Raw genomic sequence first — 16,685 nt, 5'->3', positions numbered from 1 at the left:
CTCTTTCACCACCTGCTTTCGACTATAATAAACAAGAAGGTGGTGACGCTTACATGTTTGAAAAACAATTCAATCATCGTACTCATGAAACATCGCTTGGTCCGGTCGAAATCGAGGGACCGGTTACCAGTCAGATTCTGTCTACGTACACGTTAGATCCAGGATTAACGGCTTTCAGACAACCACTCGAACAACATCAGGCCCTTGTCGAAATCGCCGCCTTGGAAGAGGGACGTATCATTATCGCACGACAAGGAACGGACATCATCGGTTATGTCACGTTCCTTTACCCAGATCCCTATGAAACATGGAGTGAAGGCAACAACCCGTATATTCTAGAGCTCGGTGCCATCGAAGTGGCCGCTCGTTTTCGCGGCCAGCAAATCGGCAAGAAACTGCTTGAAGTTTCGATGCTCGATCCGGCAATGGAGCACTACTTGATTTTAACGACTGAATATTATTGGCATTGGGACTTAAAGGGGAGTGGTCTCTCCGTTTGGGACTACCGCAAAATCATGGAAAAAATGATGAATCATGGCGGACTTGTTTTTTTCCCGACAGACGATCCGGAAATTGCTTCCCACCCCGCTAATTGTTTGATGGCACGAATCGGTACACACGTGGCGCCGGAAGTCGTGGCGCATTTTGATGCGTTACGCCTCCGCCGACGCTTCATGTACGATTAAGGAGGGATCGCATGTTAATCGAACAAATCATGAAAACACATTGCATCACGATTCAACCTACCAATTCGATCGCTCATGCGGCTGAGCTGATGCGCCGTCACCAGATTCGTCATCTGCCGGTCACAAATGCCCGCCATGAACTGCTTGGTCTGATTGGACTGACTGAACTTCAAAGCGCCAGCAGCATCTTTCATCCGGATACCTTTTTAACGGATCAGCAAAATCCGGTTTCCAGCATCATGCAACGCAACCCGATGACTGCACATCCGCTTGATTTCATCGAAGATGCTGCCGTCTTATTTTACGAATACCGGTTGTCTTGCCTGCCAATTGTCAGGGGCCGACGGCTGGTCGGACTGATTACGGAAACGGACTTGCTGCGGACGTTCGTCCAATTGACCGGGGCTTTGGAGCCGAGTTCCCAAATCGAAATCCGGGTCGAGAGTACTGCCGGTACACTCGCAAAGATTGCTGGTCTGCTCGCTAAAACCAACGTCAACATCCTAAATGTTCTCGTCTATCCTACAAAAGATCCTTACGTCCGCATCGTTGCCTTTCGTGTCCAGACAATGAATCCGATTCGTATCATCGAAAAATTACGAAAGGAAGGATTTGATGTACTCGGTCCGGATGTCAGTCGATGAAGGACTTTGCCTATGTATACAGTCAAGAAGAAGCACACTATCGTTTTTCAGACACCCACCCTTTCAACCCCATCCGGTTGGAGTTGACGGTCTCTCTGCTTGAAGCAATGGGCGTGCTCGATACGGTAGACTGTCGTGCTCCTCGACCGGCGACGGACGAGGAACTGTTACTGATCCATGATCCGGACTACATTCAGGCGGTGAAACTCGCAGGACACGGCGAGCTTTCTCCGATGAAAGCCCAGATGTATGGTCTCGGGACGGAGGATACACCTTTATTTACGAATATGCATGAAAGTGCGGCGTTACTCGTCGGCGGAACCATCGAAGCATGTGACCTTGTCTTATCGGGTCAATACCGCCGGACATTTCATATCGGGGGCGGGTTGCACCACGGCTTCCGGGGGCGGGCTTCCGGATTCTGCATTTATAATGATACGGCGGTCGCTATGGCGGCGATGATTCAAAAATATAACTGTCGAATTTTATATGTCGATACGGATGCGCATCATGGCGATGGCGTGCAATGGGCGTTTTATAACCGGGCGGATGCCATGACCCTATCCCTTCACGAGACCGGCCGTTATCTGTTTCCGGGGACAGGGATGGTCACGGAGCGTGGTGCCGAAGAAGGTTATGGATTCAGCTGGAATATTCCGTTTGATGCGTTTACGGAAGACGGTTCATTCCTGGATGCCTACCGGACGGTGTTATTTGAAGCCTGTGAATTGTTCAAACCGGATTTAATCATTACACAAAACGGTGCAGACGCCCATGCTCTCGATCCGTTGACCCACCTGTCTTTGACGATGGAGAGTTATGAAAAAATTCCTCAAATCGCCGTCGAGGCGGCGAACCGTTACACAGATGGCCGAATCGTCGCTTTAGGTGGCGGTGGGTATGACTGGTATCGTGTCGTGCCCCGTGCCTGGAGCCAAGTCTTTGCTGCTTTGACGAATCGTCCGCCTTTTAAAGGTGATCTTCCCGCTTCGTGGGTCACACGCTGGCAGACCGAAAGCCCGGACGTACCGACAACCTGGCGGGATCGCTTTCCGCTCTATCCGACGATTCCAAGGCGTCCTGAAATCGAGGAGAAGAACTGGGAGACGGTCAAACGGCTGCTTTGGCCGTTTGTGGACGACACCAAAAAAGAACACTTGTCGGCGCACTCCCCCTACTCCAAATAAGGAAAAACGTCTTGTTCTTTTCACAATTAGTTCGTTGGGACTTCACAAGTTCTTGGTATACTGAATAAGGTCTCATTACTTTACTTAGTAAACGAACAATTGGGGGAACAAAAGATGAAGAAAACAACGATTGGTTTAACGGGGGTATTTTTAGCAAGTGGTTTGTTACTCGTCGGATGCGGCAATGAGAAACAAGCGATGGATCACGACACGATGCAAGGGTCTGGAAAACCAGCTGTTGACGTCAAGGTCGAGGTTCCGGCAAAAACAATGGAGAATCAAAAAGTCGTCTTCCAAGCAACCGCACTTGAGAACAAAAAAGCAGTGAACGTCGAAGACGTGACGTTTGAAGTCTGGAAAGCAGATGAAAAAGAAGCTGCACATAAAAAAATCAAGGCAACTTTAAAGAAAACCGGTACCTATCAAGCGGAAGCGAAGCTTGCAGAAGGTGAATATGAAGGACTTTATCATATCAATGATAAAAAAGGACTCCATCACATGGACAAGATTTCTTTTATCGTCATGAATCACTCGCATGAAAAAAAAGCAGCAAAGCCGGCAGATGAGCATGAGCACGCGGCTGCAGAGGGCTTAACCGTCCACTACATGGGTGCAAAAAAGACGATGGTCGGAGCAAAACTTCCGATTGCCTTTCATGTCTTTCTCGATGGCAAACCCCTCCAGGCCGATGTTCAAATCGAAGTCATTGAACCGGGTGTCGAGAAGCACACGTACATTCCTTTGACGAAACAAGCGGATCAATACGTGGGTGAGGTATCACTTACTCATCCTGGTACTGCAACAGTTCGTCTTCATGTCGAAAATGACCAATTGCATCATCATCAGGATCAACTCGTTACTGTTAAGAAATAATCATACAAAATCCCCTTCGCTTTTCCGTTAACATCTTGGAAAAGCAAAGGGGATTTGTTGTTTTCACGAAGAACGAGTCGAGTCGCGTTCCTCAATCCGGTGCGGTAACGTGACATCATTTGTTTCGATTTCTTCTTTATTTAAAATTTTTGTCAACAAACGCATCGAAACCGCTCCGATATCATACATCGGCTGGACGACAGTCGTCAGTTTCGGACGAATCATCGTTGCGAGACGCGTGTTGTCATGCCCGATGACTTCGAAATCTTGCGGCACCTGATGACCTGCATCCTGTAAGGCATGAATGACACCCAGTGCCATCTCGTCGGTTCCGGCAAAGATTGCACGGGGGCAATCCGCTCCTAATTCAAGCAATTGATTCATCGCTTTCATTCCTGAATCATACGTATAGTTTCCAAGAACGACGTTTTGCTCATCAAACGGCAAGTTCGCCTCTTCTAACGCACTGCGGTATCCTGCAAATTTCTTTTCTCCGTTAATCTGCTGTTCGAGTGGTCCCGTGATGAAACCAATTCGTTTGTGACCGTGGTCAATCAATGACTTGACTGCATCGTGCGCAGCACTTTCATAGTCGATGTTGACCGCTGGAAGGTCATAGTCTTGATTTAACGTTGCAGCGAGTACAATCGGAACCGGAGATGTTTTGAATTCACGTACAAGGTCCTCGTGCAGACGTCCGCCCATGAAGATGATACCGTCCACTTGTTTTCCGAGTAAGGTATTCAATAAATGAATTTCTTTTTCAGGATTTTGATCCGAGTTACATAAGATGATGTTGTATTTATACATCGTCGCGACATCTTCAATCCCGCGTGCTAAATCCGCAAAGAAGATGTTTGAGATATCCGGTACGATGACACCCACCGTCGTTGTTTTTTTACTGGCGAGTCCTCGTGCAACGGCATTCGGACGGTATCCGAGCTGATCGATCGCATCCTGGACTTTTTTGCGGGTCGACGGTTTGACATTGGGATTACCATTCACCACACGTGAGACGGTTGCCATCGACACGGCGGCTTCCCGTGCGACATCATAAATCGTTATATTACTGTTCAAAACAAATTCCTCCTTATTTTAGGCGATCATTTCGATTTCGTTTTCATTTTTATTTTCATTTTTAGGCAACACGAAAGGAAGACAGGAAAAGATATGTTTCTTTTCCCATTCTTCCCTCATTGTAAAACGTTTTCATTCGCTATAGGTTACCCTTTTTAGAAAATCATTGAACGTTTAGTGCCGGAAAAGTGGAAGTCAGATTCTCGATGAACGAATCAAACTCATTAAAATCTAATTGTTGGTTCGCATCCGAGAGCGCAAGCGCAGGGAACGGATGGACTTCTACCATGACGGCATCTGCACCGATTGCGTATGCCGCTTTCGCTGTCGGCAGGAGCAAGTCTTTACGCCCCGTCGAATGCGTTACATCGACCATGACAGGCAAATGTGTTTCTTGCTTCAAAATCGGAACAGCTGAGATATCCAATGTGTTTCGTGTTGCACGCTCGTACGTCCGAATCCCGCGTTCACACAAGATGACCTGCTCATTCCCGCTTGCCATGATGTACTCTGCTGCGTACATGAATTCTTCGAGCGTCGCTGACAAACCACGTTTCAACAGAACCGGTTTGTCCGTTCGGCCGACTTCTTTCAAAAGATCGAAGTTTTGCATATTGCGGGCACCGACTTGAATGATGTCCACGTATGGTAAAGCCGACTCAACTGCACTCGGCGTCATGATTTCTGTGATGACATGAAGACCATGGGCATCAGCTGCCTTTTTCAGCATCTTCAATCCTTCTAGACCGAGACCCTGGAAATCGTATGGTGATGTCCGTGGTTTGTAAGCTCCACCACGCATGAAGCGTACACCATGCTTCGCGAGTTGCTCGGCCACTTCAAAGACCTGCTCTTCACTTTCGACAGCACAAGGACCAGCAATTAGCTGTTGCGAGCCGTCACCGATGACGTCATCTCCGATCCGGATGATGGTATTCGTCGGCTTTTGTTTACGCGACACAAGCAACTTGCGTGTCCGGTCTTCTCCTTGCAGTTCCAAAGAGGCTTTGAAAATTTCTTTAAATACGTGCTGTAGGCGTCCTGTTTCAAATGGACCATGATTACTCGCTGCAATCGATTCAAGCATCTGGCGTTCACGAACCGGATCATACCGATCGATTCCTTGCGCCCGTTTTACTTTACCGATTTCAACCGCTATCTCGCCCCGTTTGTTGATTAATCCAAGTAATTCTGCGTTTACCAGGTCGAGTTCATCACGTAAGCGTTTTAATTCTGCATGTTGATCCATTCTTCTACCACTCCCTAATCAGCATATAGCTCGTAATAGCAACTAATTATAGCGAACTCTTGTGAAATTGTACATAAATAAAACGTACTCACTATTTAAAGTCAGTGAGTACGCTCGGATTACTTATTTTTTAGGTTGTTTTTCATGACTTAATTTTGACTGGGGATCATTGTCCTCGTCTTCTGTATCTTCTTCGTTCTCTTCGCCTTCGAGATCTTCCCGTAATTCAGATAACTCGGCAACGGTTTCCGTATCGAGTTGTTCAGCTACTGAAGCACCGTCTACCTCATCTCCGATTTCACGTTCGATATCGCGGACAAGTTGCTCTGCTTCAGCGAGTGCTGCATCGATGCTCGATTGATCTTTTTCGAATCCAGAATATTCCGCTGCTTCTTGGACCGTTGGATTTTTCTTTGCTTTTTCAATGACAGGAGCTGCTTTGTCTTTTGCTAATTGAATCCACTCACCTACGAGCGGTTCTGCTTTTTCACGAACGACTTGTGTTTGTTCATTCAGACGTTGACGTGCTGGCGCTGTGCGCTCGTCGAGCATACCGCGCATCTCACGACCTGATTTTGGACTCGACAGCAATGCTGCAGCCGCCCCAAGCAATCCTCCTACGATAATCCCGGCGAGGAATCCGCCACCTTTTGAAGTATCTTGTGTCTGGTATGGGTGTTGTTTTGTCATTGCGTACGATCTCCCTTCAACTCATCTGGAATACTTTCGACATCTGGTACAGAAACGACTTCCGGCGTCACTGGTGTTTCTGATTTTTTACGGAAACGGCGGCGTGGTTTCTTTTCAACTGTTGTGGTAGCAGTCGTCGAAGAAGAGACATCTTGACCCGGTTCTGGTTTGTTTTTCTTGAAGAGTTCGACCGCAACTGAACCCCAGCGGACTGCTTGCGCAATCTGCTCTTTATTCGTATCGGCTGCACCTGCGACTGTATCCGAAACCGTTCGGACAGAATCCGTCACTTTATTGAGTGATGTGCCCAACTCTTCAATCGAGTTGGCGACTGGTGCAAGCAATTCTGTTTTTTCTTCAATCGTATCGACAAGACGATTCGTTTTATGTAACAACGCTGTCGTCTCCATCATGATACCGTCTAATTGACGTTCTAATCCTGCCGTCGTATCGGCTACGTTATTGAGTGTCTTGCTTGCTGCGCTTAAGACGCGGGCAAGAAAGATGACAAGTACTACGAAAGCAATCGCAGCTACTAATCCGGCGATGCCGCCTAATGTGATTTCCATGATTCGTGCCTCCATTTTCTTTTGCTAGTGTCTTGTTGATAGTTCGACGTTGACACAGTCGTTCCTGCTACTCCAAATGGTTTATTTCCGTTACAATGATAAATGAAACCTACATACATCATTTGAGGAGGAACTTTTTTATGCGTGATCCACGTCTTACCCAACTTGCAACGAATTTAATAAATTATTCGGTTGCGCTTGCTCCTGGTGAAAAAGTATTAATCGAAAATTTTGGAATCGAACGTGAACTCGTCGAAGCATTGGTCGATGCGGCCTATGAAGCAGGTGGTCTTCCGTTCGTTTTATTGAAAGACAACCGGATTTTACGAAAGTTGTATCGTAATGCTTCGGAAGATCAACTTCAATTGATGGCGGATGTGGAACAAAAACAAATGCAGGCAATGGATGCCTATATCGGTTTACGTGCCGGAAACAACATCAACGAATTGTCTGATGTGCCGTCTGACAAGATGAAACTGTACGGCCAGACGTTAGGCAAGATGCATACGGAAGATCGTGTCAAAGGTACGAAATGGGTCGTTCTGCGTTTCCCGACCGCTTCGATGGCGCAACTGGCCAATCAATCGACGGAAGCCTTCGAAGATTTTTATTTCGACGTCTGTACATTGGATTATGCCAAAATGGGTGAAGCGATGACACCGCTTGTTGATTTGATGAATCGGACAGACCGCGTCCGCCTCGTTGGTCCTGGAACAGATTTATCGTTCTCCATCAAGGACATTCCAGCAATCAAATGTGCCGGTAATGCCAACATCCCAGACGGTGAAGTCTTTACTGCTCCGGTCAAGGATTCCATCAATGGAACGATTGCATACAACACACCATCACCGTATCAAGGATTCACGTTCGAAAATGTCACGTTGACATTCAAAGACGGAAAAATCGTCGAAGCGACGGCGAATGATACGGAACGCATCAATCAAGTGTTTGACACAGATGCCGGTGCCCGCTATGTGGGTGAGTTTGCGATTGGTGTCAATCCGTTCATCCAACATCCGATGAAGGACATCTTATTCGATGAGAAGATTGACGGCAGCTTCCATTTCACACCGGGTCAAGCCTATGCAGAAGCCTATAACGGGAATGATTCTTCTGTCCATTGGGACTTGGTTAACATCCAACGCCCCGATTATGGCGGCGGCGAAATCTGGTTCGATGATGTCTTGATTCGTAAAGATGGTCGGTTCGTTCTTCCTGAACTCGACGTGTTGAATCCAGAGAATCTTAAATAAGGACAAACGGACGGCTCATTCCTGTTTCAGGATGTAGCCATCCGTTTTTTTCGGGCTTATTTTTTTAGCGTTGCCCGCAACATCCAAATTTGTTTTTCGATTTCTTTGGCTTGTGCCAATAAATCGTCCTCTACCGTCACATCTTGTGTTTCTAGATGCTCGATGGCATCCAGCATTTCTTTACGGATTTGTTGGAAGTCACTGATGACCGATTCGACCATCTCATCCGCCGACAAACCTGATTTTGCTTCTTCAAGCGTCGTTTGTTCCAAGTATTCCTTTAATGTGGCAGAAGGTGCTCCGTTGTTCATGAGCAGACGTTCAGCGACGACGTCATACTGTTCGGATACCCATGTGTACAGTTCTTCCAGTTTGACGTGCAACGTTAAGAAATCTGGTCCTTTGATATACCAGTGATAATTATGAAGTTTGACGAATAGGACACCATAGTTTGCTACCTGTTGATTTAAAGCAGTTTTAGCATGATTACTAATCATTTTCGATTTCTCCTCTCACAAAACTGTGTATTGTTCTATATCATCTTTATCCTTAAATAACAAAAGTTAAACATGATTTCAGAGGAGATTCGTTGAACGACTTTTGACTTTTTTTACTTCAACCATGTCCAATCAAGGACGCTTTAATCCTTTTAACATATAACCGCCTTTAAAATCGACGGAATCAAACGCCACTAAAAAGGCTTTGGGTTCGTATTCTTCCACCAGATTCCGCAATACCTTCATCCGTGTCCGTGCAGCGAGCACATCCAGCCGGTAACGGACTCCATCACGTCCTTGACCCTGATAATGGGTCACACCAAATCCATTATCGCGGATGACTTGGATCAATTCAGCCGGAAATTCCTGTGTATGCACTTGAATCATGTTGTAACCAATGGCAAGTTTCCGTTCAATGAATCCTCCGATCAAGATACCGAAGCCGAAGCCGAGTGCATAAACGATCATCCCAAGCGTCGTCAAATCCTGGAAAACGACCCCCAGTGCAAAGATATAAATCAACGTCTCAACTGTTCCTAGCGCCCCTGCAATGACGGTTCTTCCTTTGACGAGCATGATCGTCCGCAACGTCAAGACAGGCACGTAAATCAGCTGTAATAATAAAATGAGCAAAATCTGTCCCATGACCTCTTTCCTTTCTAAATAACATACACCCACTATTCCAAAAATCAATTCAAGATGCAATGAAAAATTAACTACTTTTTTTAATCAATAATCGCTCCGGTTTTTGTGGTTCACGAAACCGACAAAAAAAGACGCTGACAGAAATTCGTCAGCGTCTATCTCTTCTTGTTTTTATTCACTTCGTACCTTCGTACTGCTTCTGATACGTTTGAATATCCCCTGCTCCCATGAAGAGCAATACGGCATTCTCATGTTTACTTAAAATCGATACGTTGTCCCGTGTCAGAATATCCGACCCCGGTACTTTTTCTTGTAAATCTTCTACACGAACTTGCCCTTCTTGTTCGCGAGCTGATCCAAAGATTTCGCACAAATAACTGGCATCTGCTTCACGTAGTGATGTCGCAAAATCATCCATGAATGATTTTAAGCGTGTATACGTATGCGGTTGGAAAATCGCGATGACTTCCCGGTCCGGATACTTCTTACGTGCGGATTCGATGGTTGCGCTGATCTCCTTCGGGTGATGGGCATAGTCATCCACTAAAATCTGTGATCCGAAAGTCGATTCACTGAAACGACGTTTGACTCCACCAAACGAAGCGAGACGCTCTGCAACATCTTCTTTGCTTAATCCTTCGTACTGACAGATCGCAATGACAGACAACGCATTTAACACATGGTGTTGTCCAAATCCAGGAATCAAGAACGTACCGTAGAAATCATCCCGTAGATAAACATCAAACGATGTACCATCCGGAGTTGACGTTGCATTTTCTGCCCGGAAATCGTTGTTTTCTCCAAAACCATAATACAAGACAGGCACATTGGCCTGGATGTTTTGAAGATGCTCATCATCCCCGCAAGCGACGATCGCTTGTTTGACCTGCATCGCCATCTCTTGGAATGCCGATACGACATCGTCAATGCCCGTGAAATAATCCGAGTGATCAAAATCGATGTTCGTCATGATCGCATAATCTGGTTTGTAGTATAAGAAATGACGTTTGTATTCACACGCTTCAAAGACAAACGCCTTTGCGTCCTCAACACCAGCACCGGTTCCGTCACCGATCAAGAATGCCGTCGGTGTAATGCCACTTAAGACGTGTGACAACAAACCTGTCGTCGATGTCTTACCGTGTGAGCCCGTGATGGCAACCGAACGATATTCATTTGCCAAATACCCTAAGAAATCATAGTAGTGATAAATTGTTAAATCCAGTTCCTTTGCCCGAGCAATTTCTGGATGATCATCCCCAAAAGCATTTCCTTGGATGATGACTTGATCGTCTTTAATGTTGTCCGCATTGAACGGGAAAAATGGAATCCCTTTTGCCCGTAAAGCGTCTTCTGTAAAAATATGCTTTTCAATATCAGAACCTTGTACTTGATGATTCATTTCATGCAGTACTTGGGCAAGTGCACTCATGCCAGTCCCTTTAATCCCAACAAAATGATAATTTGTCATATATGAGCCCTCCAATTCACGTTCCGGTCCGTACCATCGGGCTTGGGTACAAAACCTGTACCATTATAGCAAACCGACTTATTTTTTACCATGTAAATTATTTTGTTCCCGTCGTGCACGATACATTGCCATTAAATCTTTTGTTGTCATCACAACATTCACAGGTGGTCCGACCGGCTTTTTGATCGACACCTGATCCGCTTGCGAGATCACCGTTTCTTCAGTCGGTTTTTCTGGCGTTTCTTCGATGGTGGTCAAGGAAACGTTCGCCGCATTTTCATCCGTTGTTTGGAATACCGGTTCTGATTCACGGTCTTCTTCCATATGTTGCGGTTCAGCCTGGCCGATTTCAACAGGTTCCGCTGATTGCGCTGAATCACGCGATTCAGATTCAAGCAGTGGACTCGTCAACAAAACGTTTTCCTGCACATCCGTTGCTTCTTCCAACCGGAGTTCGTTTTCTTCTGTCGCTGCGACATGTACGATTTCCGGTTGTATTTCTTCTACACGATTTTCCGGCACTTGTTCGATGACCGGTTCAGGAACAAGTAGATCAGAATCAGTCGTCGGGACCAGACCGGCATCTGCTTCAGTCGAATCCGTCTGCTCCATCGTCTCGATCTCTGATGTTTCATTCGTCTCATCCGTTGCTTCTTCCAAACGGACTTCGTTTTCTTCTGTCGCGACGACATGTACGATTTCCGGTTGCATTTCTTCTACGCGTTCTTCCGGCACTTGTTCGAGGATTGGTTCAGGAACAAGTAGATCAGAATCAGTCGTCGGGACTAGACCCGCATCTGCTTCAGTCGAATCCGTCTGTTCCATCGTCTCGATCTCTGATGTTTCATTCGTCTCATCCGTAGCATCTACAAGCGACTCTTCCATTTTTTCCTCTTTAAGCTCACTTGAAACCTCAACTTCTGATTCGTCTGAAATTCCCTCTTCTTGGATCGACCGTTGCTTTTTAGGTCGCTGGAATCCGTAAATAGGCGATGGAACATCCGTCAACACGAAGCGATCTTCCCGTTCTTCTTTTTTCGGACGCTCAACAGGCTTCGTTTCTTTTTCGCCTGCTAATTCCCGCCGAATTCGTGCTGCCTGTTCCTTTAACGACTGCTCATAACGATTGCTCATTCCTTCACCCCTCCATCTTGTTAAAAAATCGGCCGAATTATCGACCGATTAAAAATGCCTCTCCTGTTTGCGCTGATTCATCCAACACAAGAATCCCTTTGACTTGCGGTGCATCTGCCAGGCCGAGTTCACGTGCCGAACAGAGCATGCCGCTTGAGGCGACTCCGCGCAGTGCTGACGGACGAATGATCAAACCTGAAGGCATGACTGCGCCCGGCTTCGCCACGACCACTTTTTGTCCCGCTTCGACATTCGGTGCTCCACAGACGATTTGCAACGTGTTTCCGTCGACATCGACTTGACAGACCGATAATTTATCAGCGTCCGGATGTTTTTCAGCAGAAGCAACGAATCCAACGACGAACTTCGGTGAATAATCGACGTCATCCGCAACGAATGTAATCCCTTCTTCTGCCAAGACTTCTTGGATCGTTTGAACGAGTTCCGGTGTCAGATCAACCGGTCCAACAGTGCTCAGGTCAAACTTTTCCGAAGCTTCAAAAATATTGTACCCAATGACGTCTGTGCCATGGAAAATCGTCGCGACACGTCCTTTTCGTTCAGCTGTGATTTCAGCGCGCGGAGCGTCTGCTAAGATGACCATTAAAACGTCACCGACACCTTCTTTATTATAAAAAACATTCATTCAATCCATGACTCCCTTCAAACTTTCTCACAATGCCTATTGTAGCAGATTATTTAACTTTTCGGATGCTTGTTTTTTGCAAGGACAAAGACCGGTTCGAGATTTCCATCGTCGTAGACGAACGGGAGTGCCGTGACCGGTACACGTCCATTCGTAAAGAAATCAAACATCAACTGTTGCAATACATCATAGCCGGCATCATTTCGAATATCAGCGAAAATCAAGACATCTTGGTGGGGAATCCCGACTGCAAATTCACCCGTTACACGCTCGGCATAATCGCTTAACAACTGCTTGTTCAAAACTCGGCTCGCTTCGTAACCATCACCCGTGCTCAAGAAATAAAATACGTTTCCCGCCACTTCGTCTGTCTTAAAAGGCGCTTCGAGTGTCTTCAAGTTAAAACGGGCTGCTTCAGACAAATGTTCTGCCGTCCATCCGGCCTGCGCTAACAATTCTTCATCAATCAGACGATACGTGGCACCCAGATCAAGGGCATACATGATTTTTGTTTCCCCTGTGTGCGGTGTACTGATGATTTTCTTTCCGTCTTTTGTCTCATCGGCAAATGATTTCGCACGGATAACCGGGAAAACCTGCTGTTCGTGTCCGGTTAATGAGACCGATTCCGTTTGTTCCAAGACCGCTTTGATGTATTCAATCGTTTCTTCGACTGCAATCACACCACGTCGCTTCGCTTTTGCGACCAATGGGTTCAGACCTAAATCAACACCTGTCCGGTCCTGTTTTCGTTCGATGCGTAACACCGATTTTTCACGATCAAAATACGTGCTGTAGCGTGATGTTTCAAATGCTTCCGTCACCATCCGACGAATTTGTTGTAGTTCCATGGCTCTTTTTCATCCTTTCCTATTAAAAAAAGCGAGACAGCGCTCGCTTTGATGTCAGACTGTTTCTAAAAATGCTGTGACTTGCTCCGGTGTTTTTCGTTCTTTCCCGACATAACGACCTGTTTCCGCATTATCGCGGTAAGCCACGAAACTCGGGATCCCGAAGATGTCCATTTCCTGGGCAATTTCAATGTGCTCGTCACGATCGACGTAATAAAAATCGAATTCGTTGAACGTGCTTTCCATCTCCGGCATGAACGGATCTAAAAACCGGCAATCAGGACACCAGTTGGCGGAGAATAAAAAGACTGCCTTTCCTTGTTTTGCTTCATCAAACTGTTGTTTGGATTCTAACTTCTTCATCCCTATCGACTCCTTTAGTACAAGCTGTTTTCATTGGCTTCATCATAGCATATTCGAATGTTTCTGTGCGTTTTCGCGCTCCGTTTGCTATACTGCAACTAGAAAATGTCTCGAAAGGAAATCATTATGACTGATCAACCCATCAAACATCCCTTTGAACGATTCGTCGGTTTTGTTGGTATGACGAGTTGTCTCCGGTACGGGTATTCATTTATTGATTCCGAACGGAGCTTACCGCAGATTCTGATGCTGCTGGTCGTCGGTTTTGCGCTCATCATGTTGCTTGAAGCCGTCGGTAAACGTCTTGCCCGAAAATTGCCAATCGTTCGGATGCGCTACTTGCTTCCTCTTTATGTACTCTACTTGTATGTCTTCTTTACGAGCTTTTACTCCAGTTCGTTTGGTTTTTCACTTTAAAACACTACAATCATATTTTGTACAAAATGAAGACGGACTTAACGAAATTGTTTTCTCCAGCAAAAAGAAGCAGCGGACTTGTCCACTGCTTCTTTTTCGTTTTCCACGCTGATTCGCATTTCATTTTTAGTACTCGATCTTTAAGTCTCCATCTTTAATCCGTCCCATGCGGTGAAGCGCTCGGTAAATCAAATAACTGATCAGGGCCGGTGCCAAGAAACATAAAACGAAAACGGCTAAATAATATTCCGCCTCGAACCCCATCGTTTTCAGCATCATCAACGGACCGACGAGTCCACTCGTTCCCATGCCGGATCCTTCCGGGTTACTTTCAAGCGTCAACAAGACCGTTGCAAAAGGAGCCAGCAGTGCCCCCGCAAGTGTCGGCGGAACAATCGTCCAGGGATTCCGGATGATATTCCCGACCTGTAACATCGATGTTCCAATCCCTTGTGCAATGAATCCGCCAATCCCATTATCCCGGTAACTGATGACACCAAAACCAATCATCTGGGCGGCACATCCAATCGTCGCCGCTCCTGCCGCCAGCCCGTCAAGTCCTAGCATGATGCCAAGTGCAGCACTTGAGATCGGGGCCGTCAATGCCAGACCCATTACGGTCGCCACAAAAATCCCCATGATCAACGGTTCCCGTTCTGTCCCCCAACGAATGACCTCTCCTAAATCCGTCATCAACGTTCCGATCCAGGCCCCGACGTACTTTCCACTTACAAAACCAATCAACAAGGTCACGAACGGTGTCAAAATGATATCGATCCGTGTCGTTTTTGAAATCAATTTACCGATTTCAGTCGCGATGACTGCTGCTACATAGCTGCCGGCTGGACCTCCGGCTTCATATCCAAAGGCACCGACGGCAACCGCTGAAAACAGGACGAGTGGCGGCGCTTCTAATGCAAATGCCACTGCTACGCCGATCGCCGGTCCGGTCAATGCAATGGCTTGCTCTCCGACGCTAACTAAAAACGATGCATTGACTCCGTTTGTGATCAACCCTTCACCTATCGTTTTTAAAATTAACCCCATGATCAATGAACTGAAGAGTCCTAACGCCATATAGCTCAAAACCGTGATGAAGTATATTTTGGGGCTGAGTAAGATATTTTTCTGTTTTAACAAAATGCCACTTCCTTCTGAATTAAAATCAAATTCATTATAACAAACCATCCAGAAAAAAGATCATACAATTGTTCATCATCTGACAAGACAACTAAAAGTCCAATAAAAAAACCGAAGAGGAACTTCGAAATCCCTCTTCAGTCTCTCCTTACTTCACTTGTAAAGTAGCCAGTGTCGTTGCATCAAGCTGTGTCACGAGTTTTTTGAGTAACTCTTTTGCCGCATCATAGTCATCCGTATGCATGATCGATGCATGCGTGTGGATGTAGCGTGCCGGCAGACCCACGACAGTTGTCGGGATGCCGTTGTTCGAACGATGAATGACTCCGCCGTCCGTTCCGCCTGCCCCAACATAGTATTGATACGGAATGTTGTTTGATTCCGCTGTATCCAAGACGTACTCCGTCATTTCTTTGGATAAGATCATGACACTGTCCTTAATCCGCAACAGCGGACCTTGTCCAAGCTGTCCGAATTCCGTTTTATCCCCTGAAGCATCATTTGCCGGCGAAGCGTCGACGACAAATGCGACGTCAGGATCAATCAAGTTCGTTGCTGTTTGAGCGCCGCGTAATCCCACTTCTTCTTGGACCGTTGCACCTGAGAATAAGACGTTCGGATGATCCGATGCTGTCGTTTCCTCCAATAACTCGATTGCCATTCCGACACCATACCGGTTGTCCCATGCTTTAGCCATGATTTTCTTCGGGTTCGCCATCGGAGTGAACGGGAAGAACGGAACCGCCGGAATACCCGGACGAATGCCAAACGACTCGGCTTCTTCTTTTGAGTCTGCGCCGACATCGATGAACATGTCTTTGATCGCCATCGGCTTATTCCGAACCTCATCCGTCAACAGATGGGGCGGAGTTGATGCAATGACGCCAGGAATGATGCCGTTGTCTCCACAAATCGAGAAGCGTTGCGCGAGCAAGACCTGACTCCACCAACCACCGAGCGGTTGAATGCGGAGCATCCCGTTTTTCGTGATTTGCGTCACCATGAATGCCACCTCGTCCATGTGACCGGCAACCATGACCTTCGGACCGTCCGCCTGCCCTGTCCGTTTTCCAAAAATCGACCCCAGACCATCCATCACGATTTCATCCGTTACCGGTGTGATCCGTTCTTTGACGAACCGTCTGACATCATGTTCAAAGCCGGGTGCACCGTTCAGTTCCGTTAATGTTCGAAACAACTCTCTTGTGTTTTCATTCATATGTATCGCCTCCTGTTCATTCATTATACAAAATTTTGCTTCAATCACTTAACCTTTTGTTTCTCACTGGACGA

The 16,685-nt window shown here is 46.5% G+C and carries 19 protein-coding genes; 6 read left to right on the top strand and 13 right to left on the bottom strand.

Annotated features, from left to right (window positions below; translation table 11 throughout):
* Positions 1-53 precede the first annotated feature (53 nt).
* The 4 genes from P397_RS0105320 to P397_RS0105305 all read left to right on the top strand — a co-directional run bounded on the left by P397_RS0105320 (position 54) and on the right by P397_RS0105305 (position 3,390).
* A complete protein-coding gene (locus tag P397_RS0105320) occupies positions 54-686 on the top strand; it encodes a GNAT family N-acetyltransferase (RefSeq protein ID WP_026832313.1) in 633 nt (210 codons plus the stop codon).
* Positions 687-697: 11 nt separating this feature from the next.
* On the top strand, positions 698-1,330 hold the full coding sequence (locus tag P397_RS0105315) for an acetoin utilization AcuB family protein (RefSeq protein ID WP_028105859.1): 633 nt from the start codon (positions 698-700) through the stop codon (positions 1,328-1,330).
* Positions 1,327-2,517 (top strand): acetoin utilization protein AcuC, encoded by a 1,191-nt coding sequence (locus P397_RS0105310; protein ID WP_028105858.1) that lies wholly within the window; start codon positions 1,327-1,329, stop codon positions 2,515-2,517. The genes P397_RS0105315 and P397_RS0105310 overlap by 4 nt, the downstream gene beginning before the upstream one ends.
* A 114-nt stretch (positions 2,518-2,631) precedes the next feature.
* Positions 2,632-3,390: a FixH family protein gene (locus P397_RS0105305; protein WP_028105857.1), complete on the top strand. Its 759-nt coding sequence runs from the start codon at positions 2,632-2,634 to the stop codon at positions 3,388-3,390.
* Between the two features lie 63 nt (positions 3,391-3,453).
* Here the strand turns inward: P397_RS0105305 and ccpA are convergent, their stop codons facing one another.
* The 4 genes from ccpA to P397_RS0105285 all read right to left on the bottom strand — a co-directional run bounded on the left by ccpA (position 3,454) and on the right by P397_RS0105285 (position 6,975).
* On the bottom strand, positions 3,454-4,467 hold the full coding sequence (ccpA, locus tag P397_RS0105300) for a catabolite control protein A (RefSeq protein WP_026832309.1): 1,014 nt from the start codon (positions 4,465-4,467) through the stop codon (positions 3,454-3,456).
* Positions 4,468-4,630: 163 nt separating this feature from the next.
* Positions 4,631-5,716, bottom strand: coding sequence for a bifunctional 3-deoxy-7-phosphoheptulonate synthase/chorismate mutase (locus tag P397_RS0105295; RefSeq protein ID WP_026832308.1), 1,086 nt, complete (start codon positions 5,714-5,716; stop codon positions 4,631-4,633).
* A gap of 123 nt (positions 5,717-5,839) precedes the next feature.
* Entirely contained in the window at positions 5,840-6,406 is a 567-nt protein-coding gene (locus P397_RS0105290) for a YtxH domain-containing protein (RefSeq protein ID WP_028105856.1), read from the bottom strand.
* Positions 6,403-6,975: a DUF948 domain-containing protein gene (locus P397_RS0105285; RefSeq protein ID WP_026832306.1), complete on the bottom strand. Its 573-nt coding sequence runs from the start codon at positions 6,973-6,975 to the stop codon at positions 6,403-6,405. The genes P397_RS0105290 and P397_RS0105285 overlap by 4 nt, the downstream gene beginning before the upstream one ends.
* Before the next feature lie 140 nt (positions 6,976-7,115).
* Between P397_RS0105285 and P397_RS0105280 the strand changes: the two genes are divergently transcribed.
* On the top strand, positions 7,116-8,228 hold the full coding sequence (locus P397_RS0105280; RefSeq protein WP_026832305.1) for an aminopeptidase: 1,113 nt from the start codon (positions 7,116-7,118) through the stop codon (positions 8,226-8,228).
* Positions 8,229-8,284: 56 nt separating this feature from the next.
* Here P397_RS0105280 and P397_RS0105275 read toward each other — a convergent pair whose 3' ends face one another.
* The 7 genes from P397_RS0105275 to P397_RS0105245 form a co-directional block, all read right to left on the bottom strand.
* Entirely contained in the window at positions 8,285-8,725 is a 441-nt protein-coding gene (locus tag P397_RS0105275) for a Dps family protein (protein ID WP_026832304.1), read from the bottom strand.
* Between the two features lie 132 nt (positions 8,726-8,857).
* Entirely contained in the window at positions 8,858-9,370 is a 513-nt protein-coding gene (locus P397_RS0105270; protein WP_028105855.1) for a DUF2179 domain-containing protein, read from the bottom strand.
* 175 nt (positions 9,371-9,545) lie between these two features.
* Positions 9,546-10,841, bottom strand: coding sequence for a UDP-N-acetylmuramate--L-alanine ligase (murC, locus tag P397_RS0105265; RefSeq protein ID WP_028105854.1), 1,296 nt, complete (start codon positions 10,839-10,841; stop codon positions 9,546-9,548).
* Between the two features lie 78 nt (positions 10,842-10,919).
* Positions 10,920-11,975, bottom strand: a complete 1,056-nt coding sequence (locus tag P397_RS18035) for a hypothetical protein (RefSeq protein WP_028105853.1) — start codon at positions 11,973-11,975, stop codon at positions 10,920-10,922.
* Between the two features lie 37 nt (positions 11,976-12,012).
* Complete coding sequence (ytpR, locus tag P397_RS0105255; RefSeq protein ID WP_028105852.1) at positions 12,013-12,621, bottom strand: YtpR family tRNA-binding protein; 609 nt, start codon at positions 12,619-12,621, stop codon at positions 12,013-12,015.
* A 53-nt stretch (positions 12,622-12,674) separates the two neighbouring features.
* Positions 12,675-13,472 carry a DUF1444 domain-containing protein gene (locus tag P397_RS0105250; protein ID WP_026832299.1) on the bottom strand — a complete coding sequence of 266 codons (798 nt, stop codon included), beginning with the start codon at positions 13,470-13,472 and terminating at the stop codon, positions 12,675-12,677.
* Between the two features lie 54 nt (positions 13,473-13,526).
* Positions 13,527-13,835, bottom strand: coding sequence for a thioredoxin family protein (locus tag P397_RS0105245; RefSeq protein ID WP_026832298.1), 309 nt, complete (start codon positions 13,833-13,835; stop codon positions 13,527-13,529).
* A 126-nt stretch (positions 13,836-13,961) separates the two neighbouring features.
* Here P397_RS0105245 and P397_RS0105240 point away from each other — a divergent pair, with 126 nt between their 5' ends.
* On the top strand, positions 13,962-14,252 hold the full coding sequence (locus P397_RS0105240) for a hypothetical protein (protein WP_026832297.1): 291 nt from the start codon (positions 13,962-13,964) through the stop codon (positions 14,250-14,252).
* Between the two features lie 126 nt (positions 14,253-14,378).
* Here P397_RS0105240 and P397_RS0105235 read toward each other — a convergent pair whose 3' ends face one another.
* Together P397_RS0105235 and P397_RS0105230 are read right to left on the bottom strand one after the other, a co-directional pair.
* Positions 14,379-15,392, bottom strand: coding sequence for a PTS transporter subunit IIC (locus P397_RS0105235; RefSeq protein WP_028105851.1), 1,014 nt, complete (start codon positions 15,390-15,392; stop codon positions 14,379-14,381).
* 148 nt (positions 15,393-15,540) lie between these two features.
* Positions 15,541-16,611 (bottom strand): M42 family metallopeptidase, encoded by a 1,071-nt coding sequence (locus P397_RS0105230; RefSeq protein ID WP_028105850.1) that lies wholly within the window; start codon positions 16,609-16,611, stop codon positions 15,541-15,543.
* Positions 16,612-16,685 lie beyond the last annotated feature (74 nt).

Origin of the sequence: Exiguobacterium undae DSM 14481, assembly GCF_000620805.1 — a bacterium.
GTDB lineage: Bacteria > Bacillota > Bacilli > Exiguobacteriales > Exiguobacteriaceae > Exiguobacterium_A > Exiguobacterium_A undae.
Note: the sequence above shows the minus strand (reverse complement) of the source record. Positions and strands in the feature narration are given on the sequence as shown.

Coding starts and splice junctions, on each gene's coding strand:
- P397_RS0105305 (WP_028105857.1), top strand. CDS start 2,632: ATGAAGAAAACAACGATTGGTTTAACGGGGGTATTTTTAGCAAGTGGT.
- P397_RS0105250 (WP_026832299.1), bottom strand. CDS start 13,472: ATGGAACTACAACAAATTCGTCGGATGGTGACGGAAGCATTTGAAACA.
- P397_RS0105290 (WP_028105856.1), bottom strand. CDS start 6,406: ATGACAAAACAACACCCATACCAGACACAAGATACTTCAAAAGGTGGC.
- P397_RS0105320 (WP_026832313.1), top strand. CDS start 54: ATGTTTGAAAAACAATTCAATCATCGTACTCATGAAACATCGCTTGGT.
- P397_RS0105315 (WP_028105859.1), top strand. CDS start 698: ATGTTAATCGAACAAATCATGAAAACACATTGCATCACGATTCAACCT.
- P397_RS0105230 (WP_028105850.1), bottom strand. CDS start 16,611: ATGAATGAAAACACAAGAGAGTTGTTTCGAACATTAACGGAACTGAAC.
- P397_RS0105275 (WP_026832304.1), bottom strand. CDS start 8,725: ATGATTAGTAATCATGCTAAAACTGCTTTAAATCAACAGGTAGCAAAC.
- murC (WP_028105854.1), bottom strand. CDS start 10,841: ATGACAAATTATCATTTTGTTGGGATTAAAGGGACTGGCATGAGTGCA.
- ytpR (WP_028105852.1), bottom strand. CDS start 12,621: ATGAATGTTTTTTATAATAAAGAAGGTGTCGGTGACGTTTTAATGGTC.
- P397_RS0105310 (WP_028105858.1), top strand. CDS start 1,327: ATGAAGGACTTTGCCTATGTATACAGTCAAGAAGAAGCACACTATCGT.
- P397_RS0105285 (WP_026832306.1), bottom strand. CDS start 6,975: ATGGAAATCACATTAGGCGGCATCGCCGGATTAGTAGCTGCGATTGCT.
- P397_RS0105240 (WP_026832297.1), top strand. CDS start 13,962: ATGACTGATCAACCCATCAAACATCCCTTTGAACGATTCGTCGGTTTT.
- P397_RS0105280 (WP_026832305.1), top strand. CDS start 7,116: ATGCGTGATCCACGTCTTACCCAACTTGCAACGAATTTAATAAATTAT.
- P397_RS0105245 (WP_026832298.1), bottom strand. CDS start 13,835: ATGAAGAAGTTAGAATCCAAACAACAGTTTGATGAAGCAAAACAAGGA.
- P397_RS0105295 (WP_026832308.1), bottom strand. CDS start 5,716: ATGGATCAACATGCAGAATTAAAACGCTTACGTGATGAACTCGACCTG.
- P397_RS0105270 (WP_028105855.1), bottom strand. CDS start 9,370: ATGGGACAGATTTTGCTCATTTTATTATTACAGCTGATTTACGTGCCT.
- P397_RS18035 (WP_028105853.1), bottom strand. CDS start 11,975: ATGAGCAATCGTTATGAGCAGTCGTTAAAGGAACAGGCAGCACGAATT.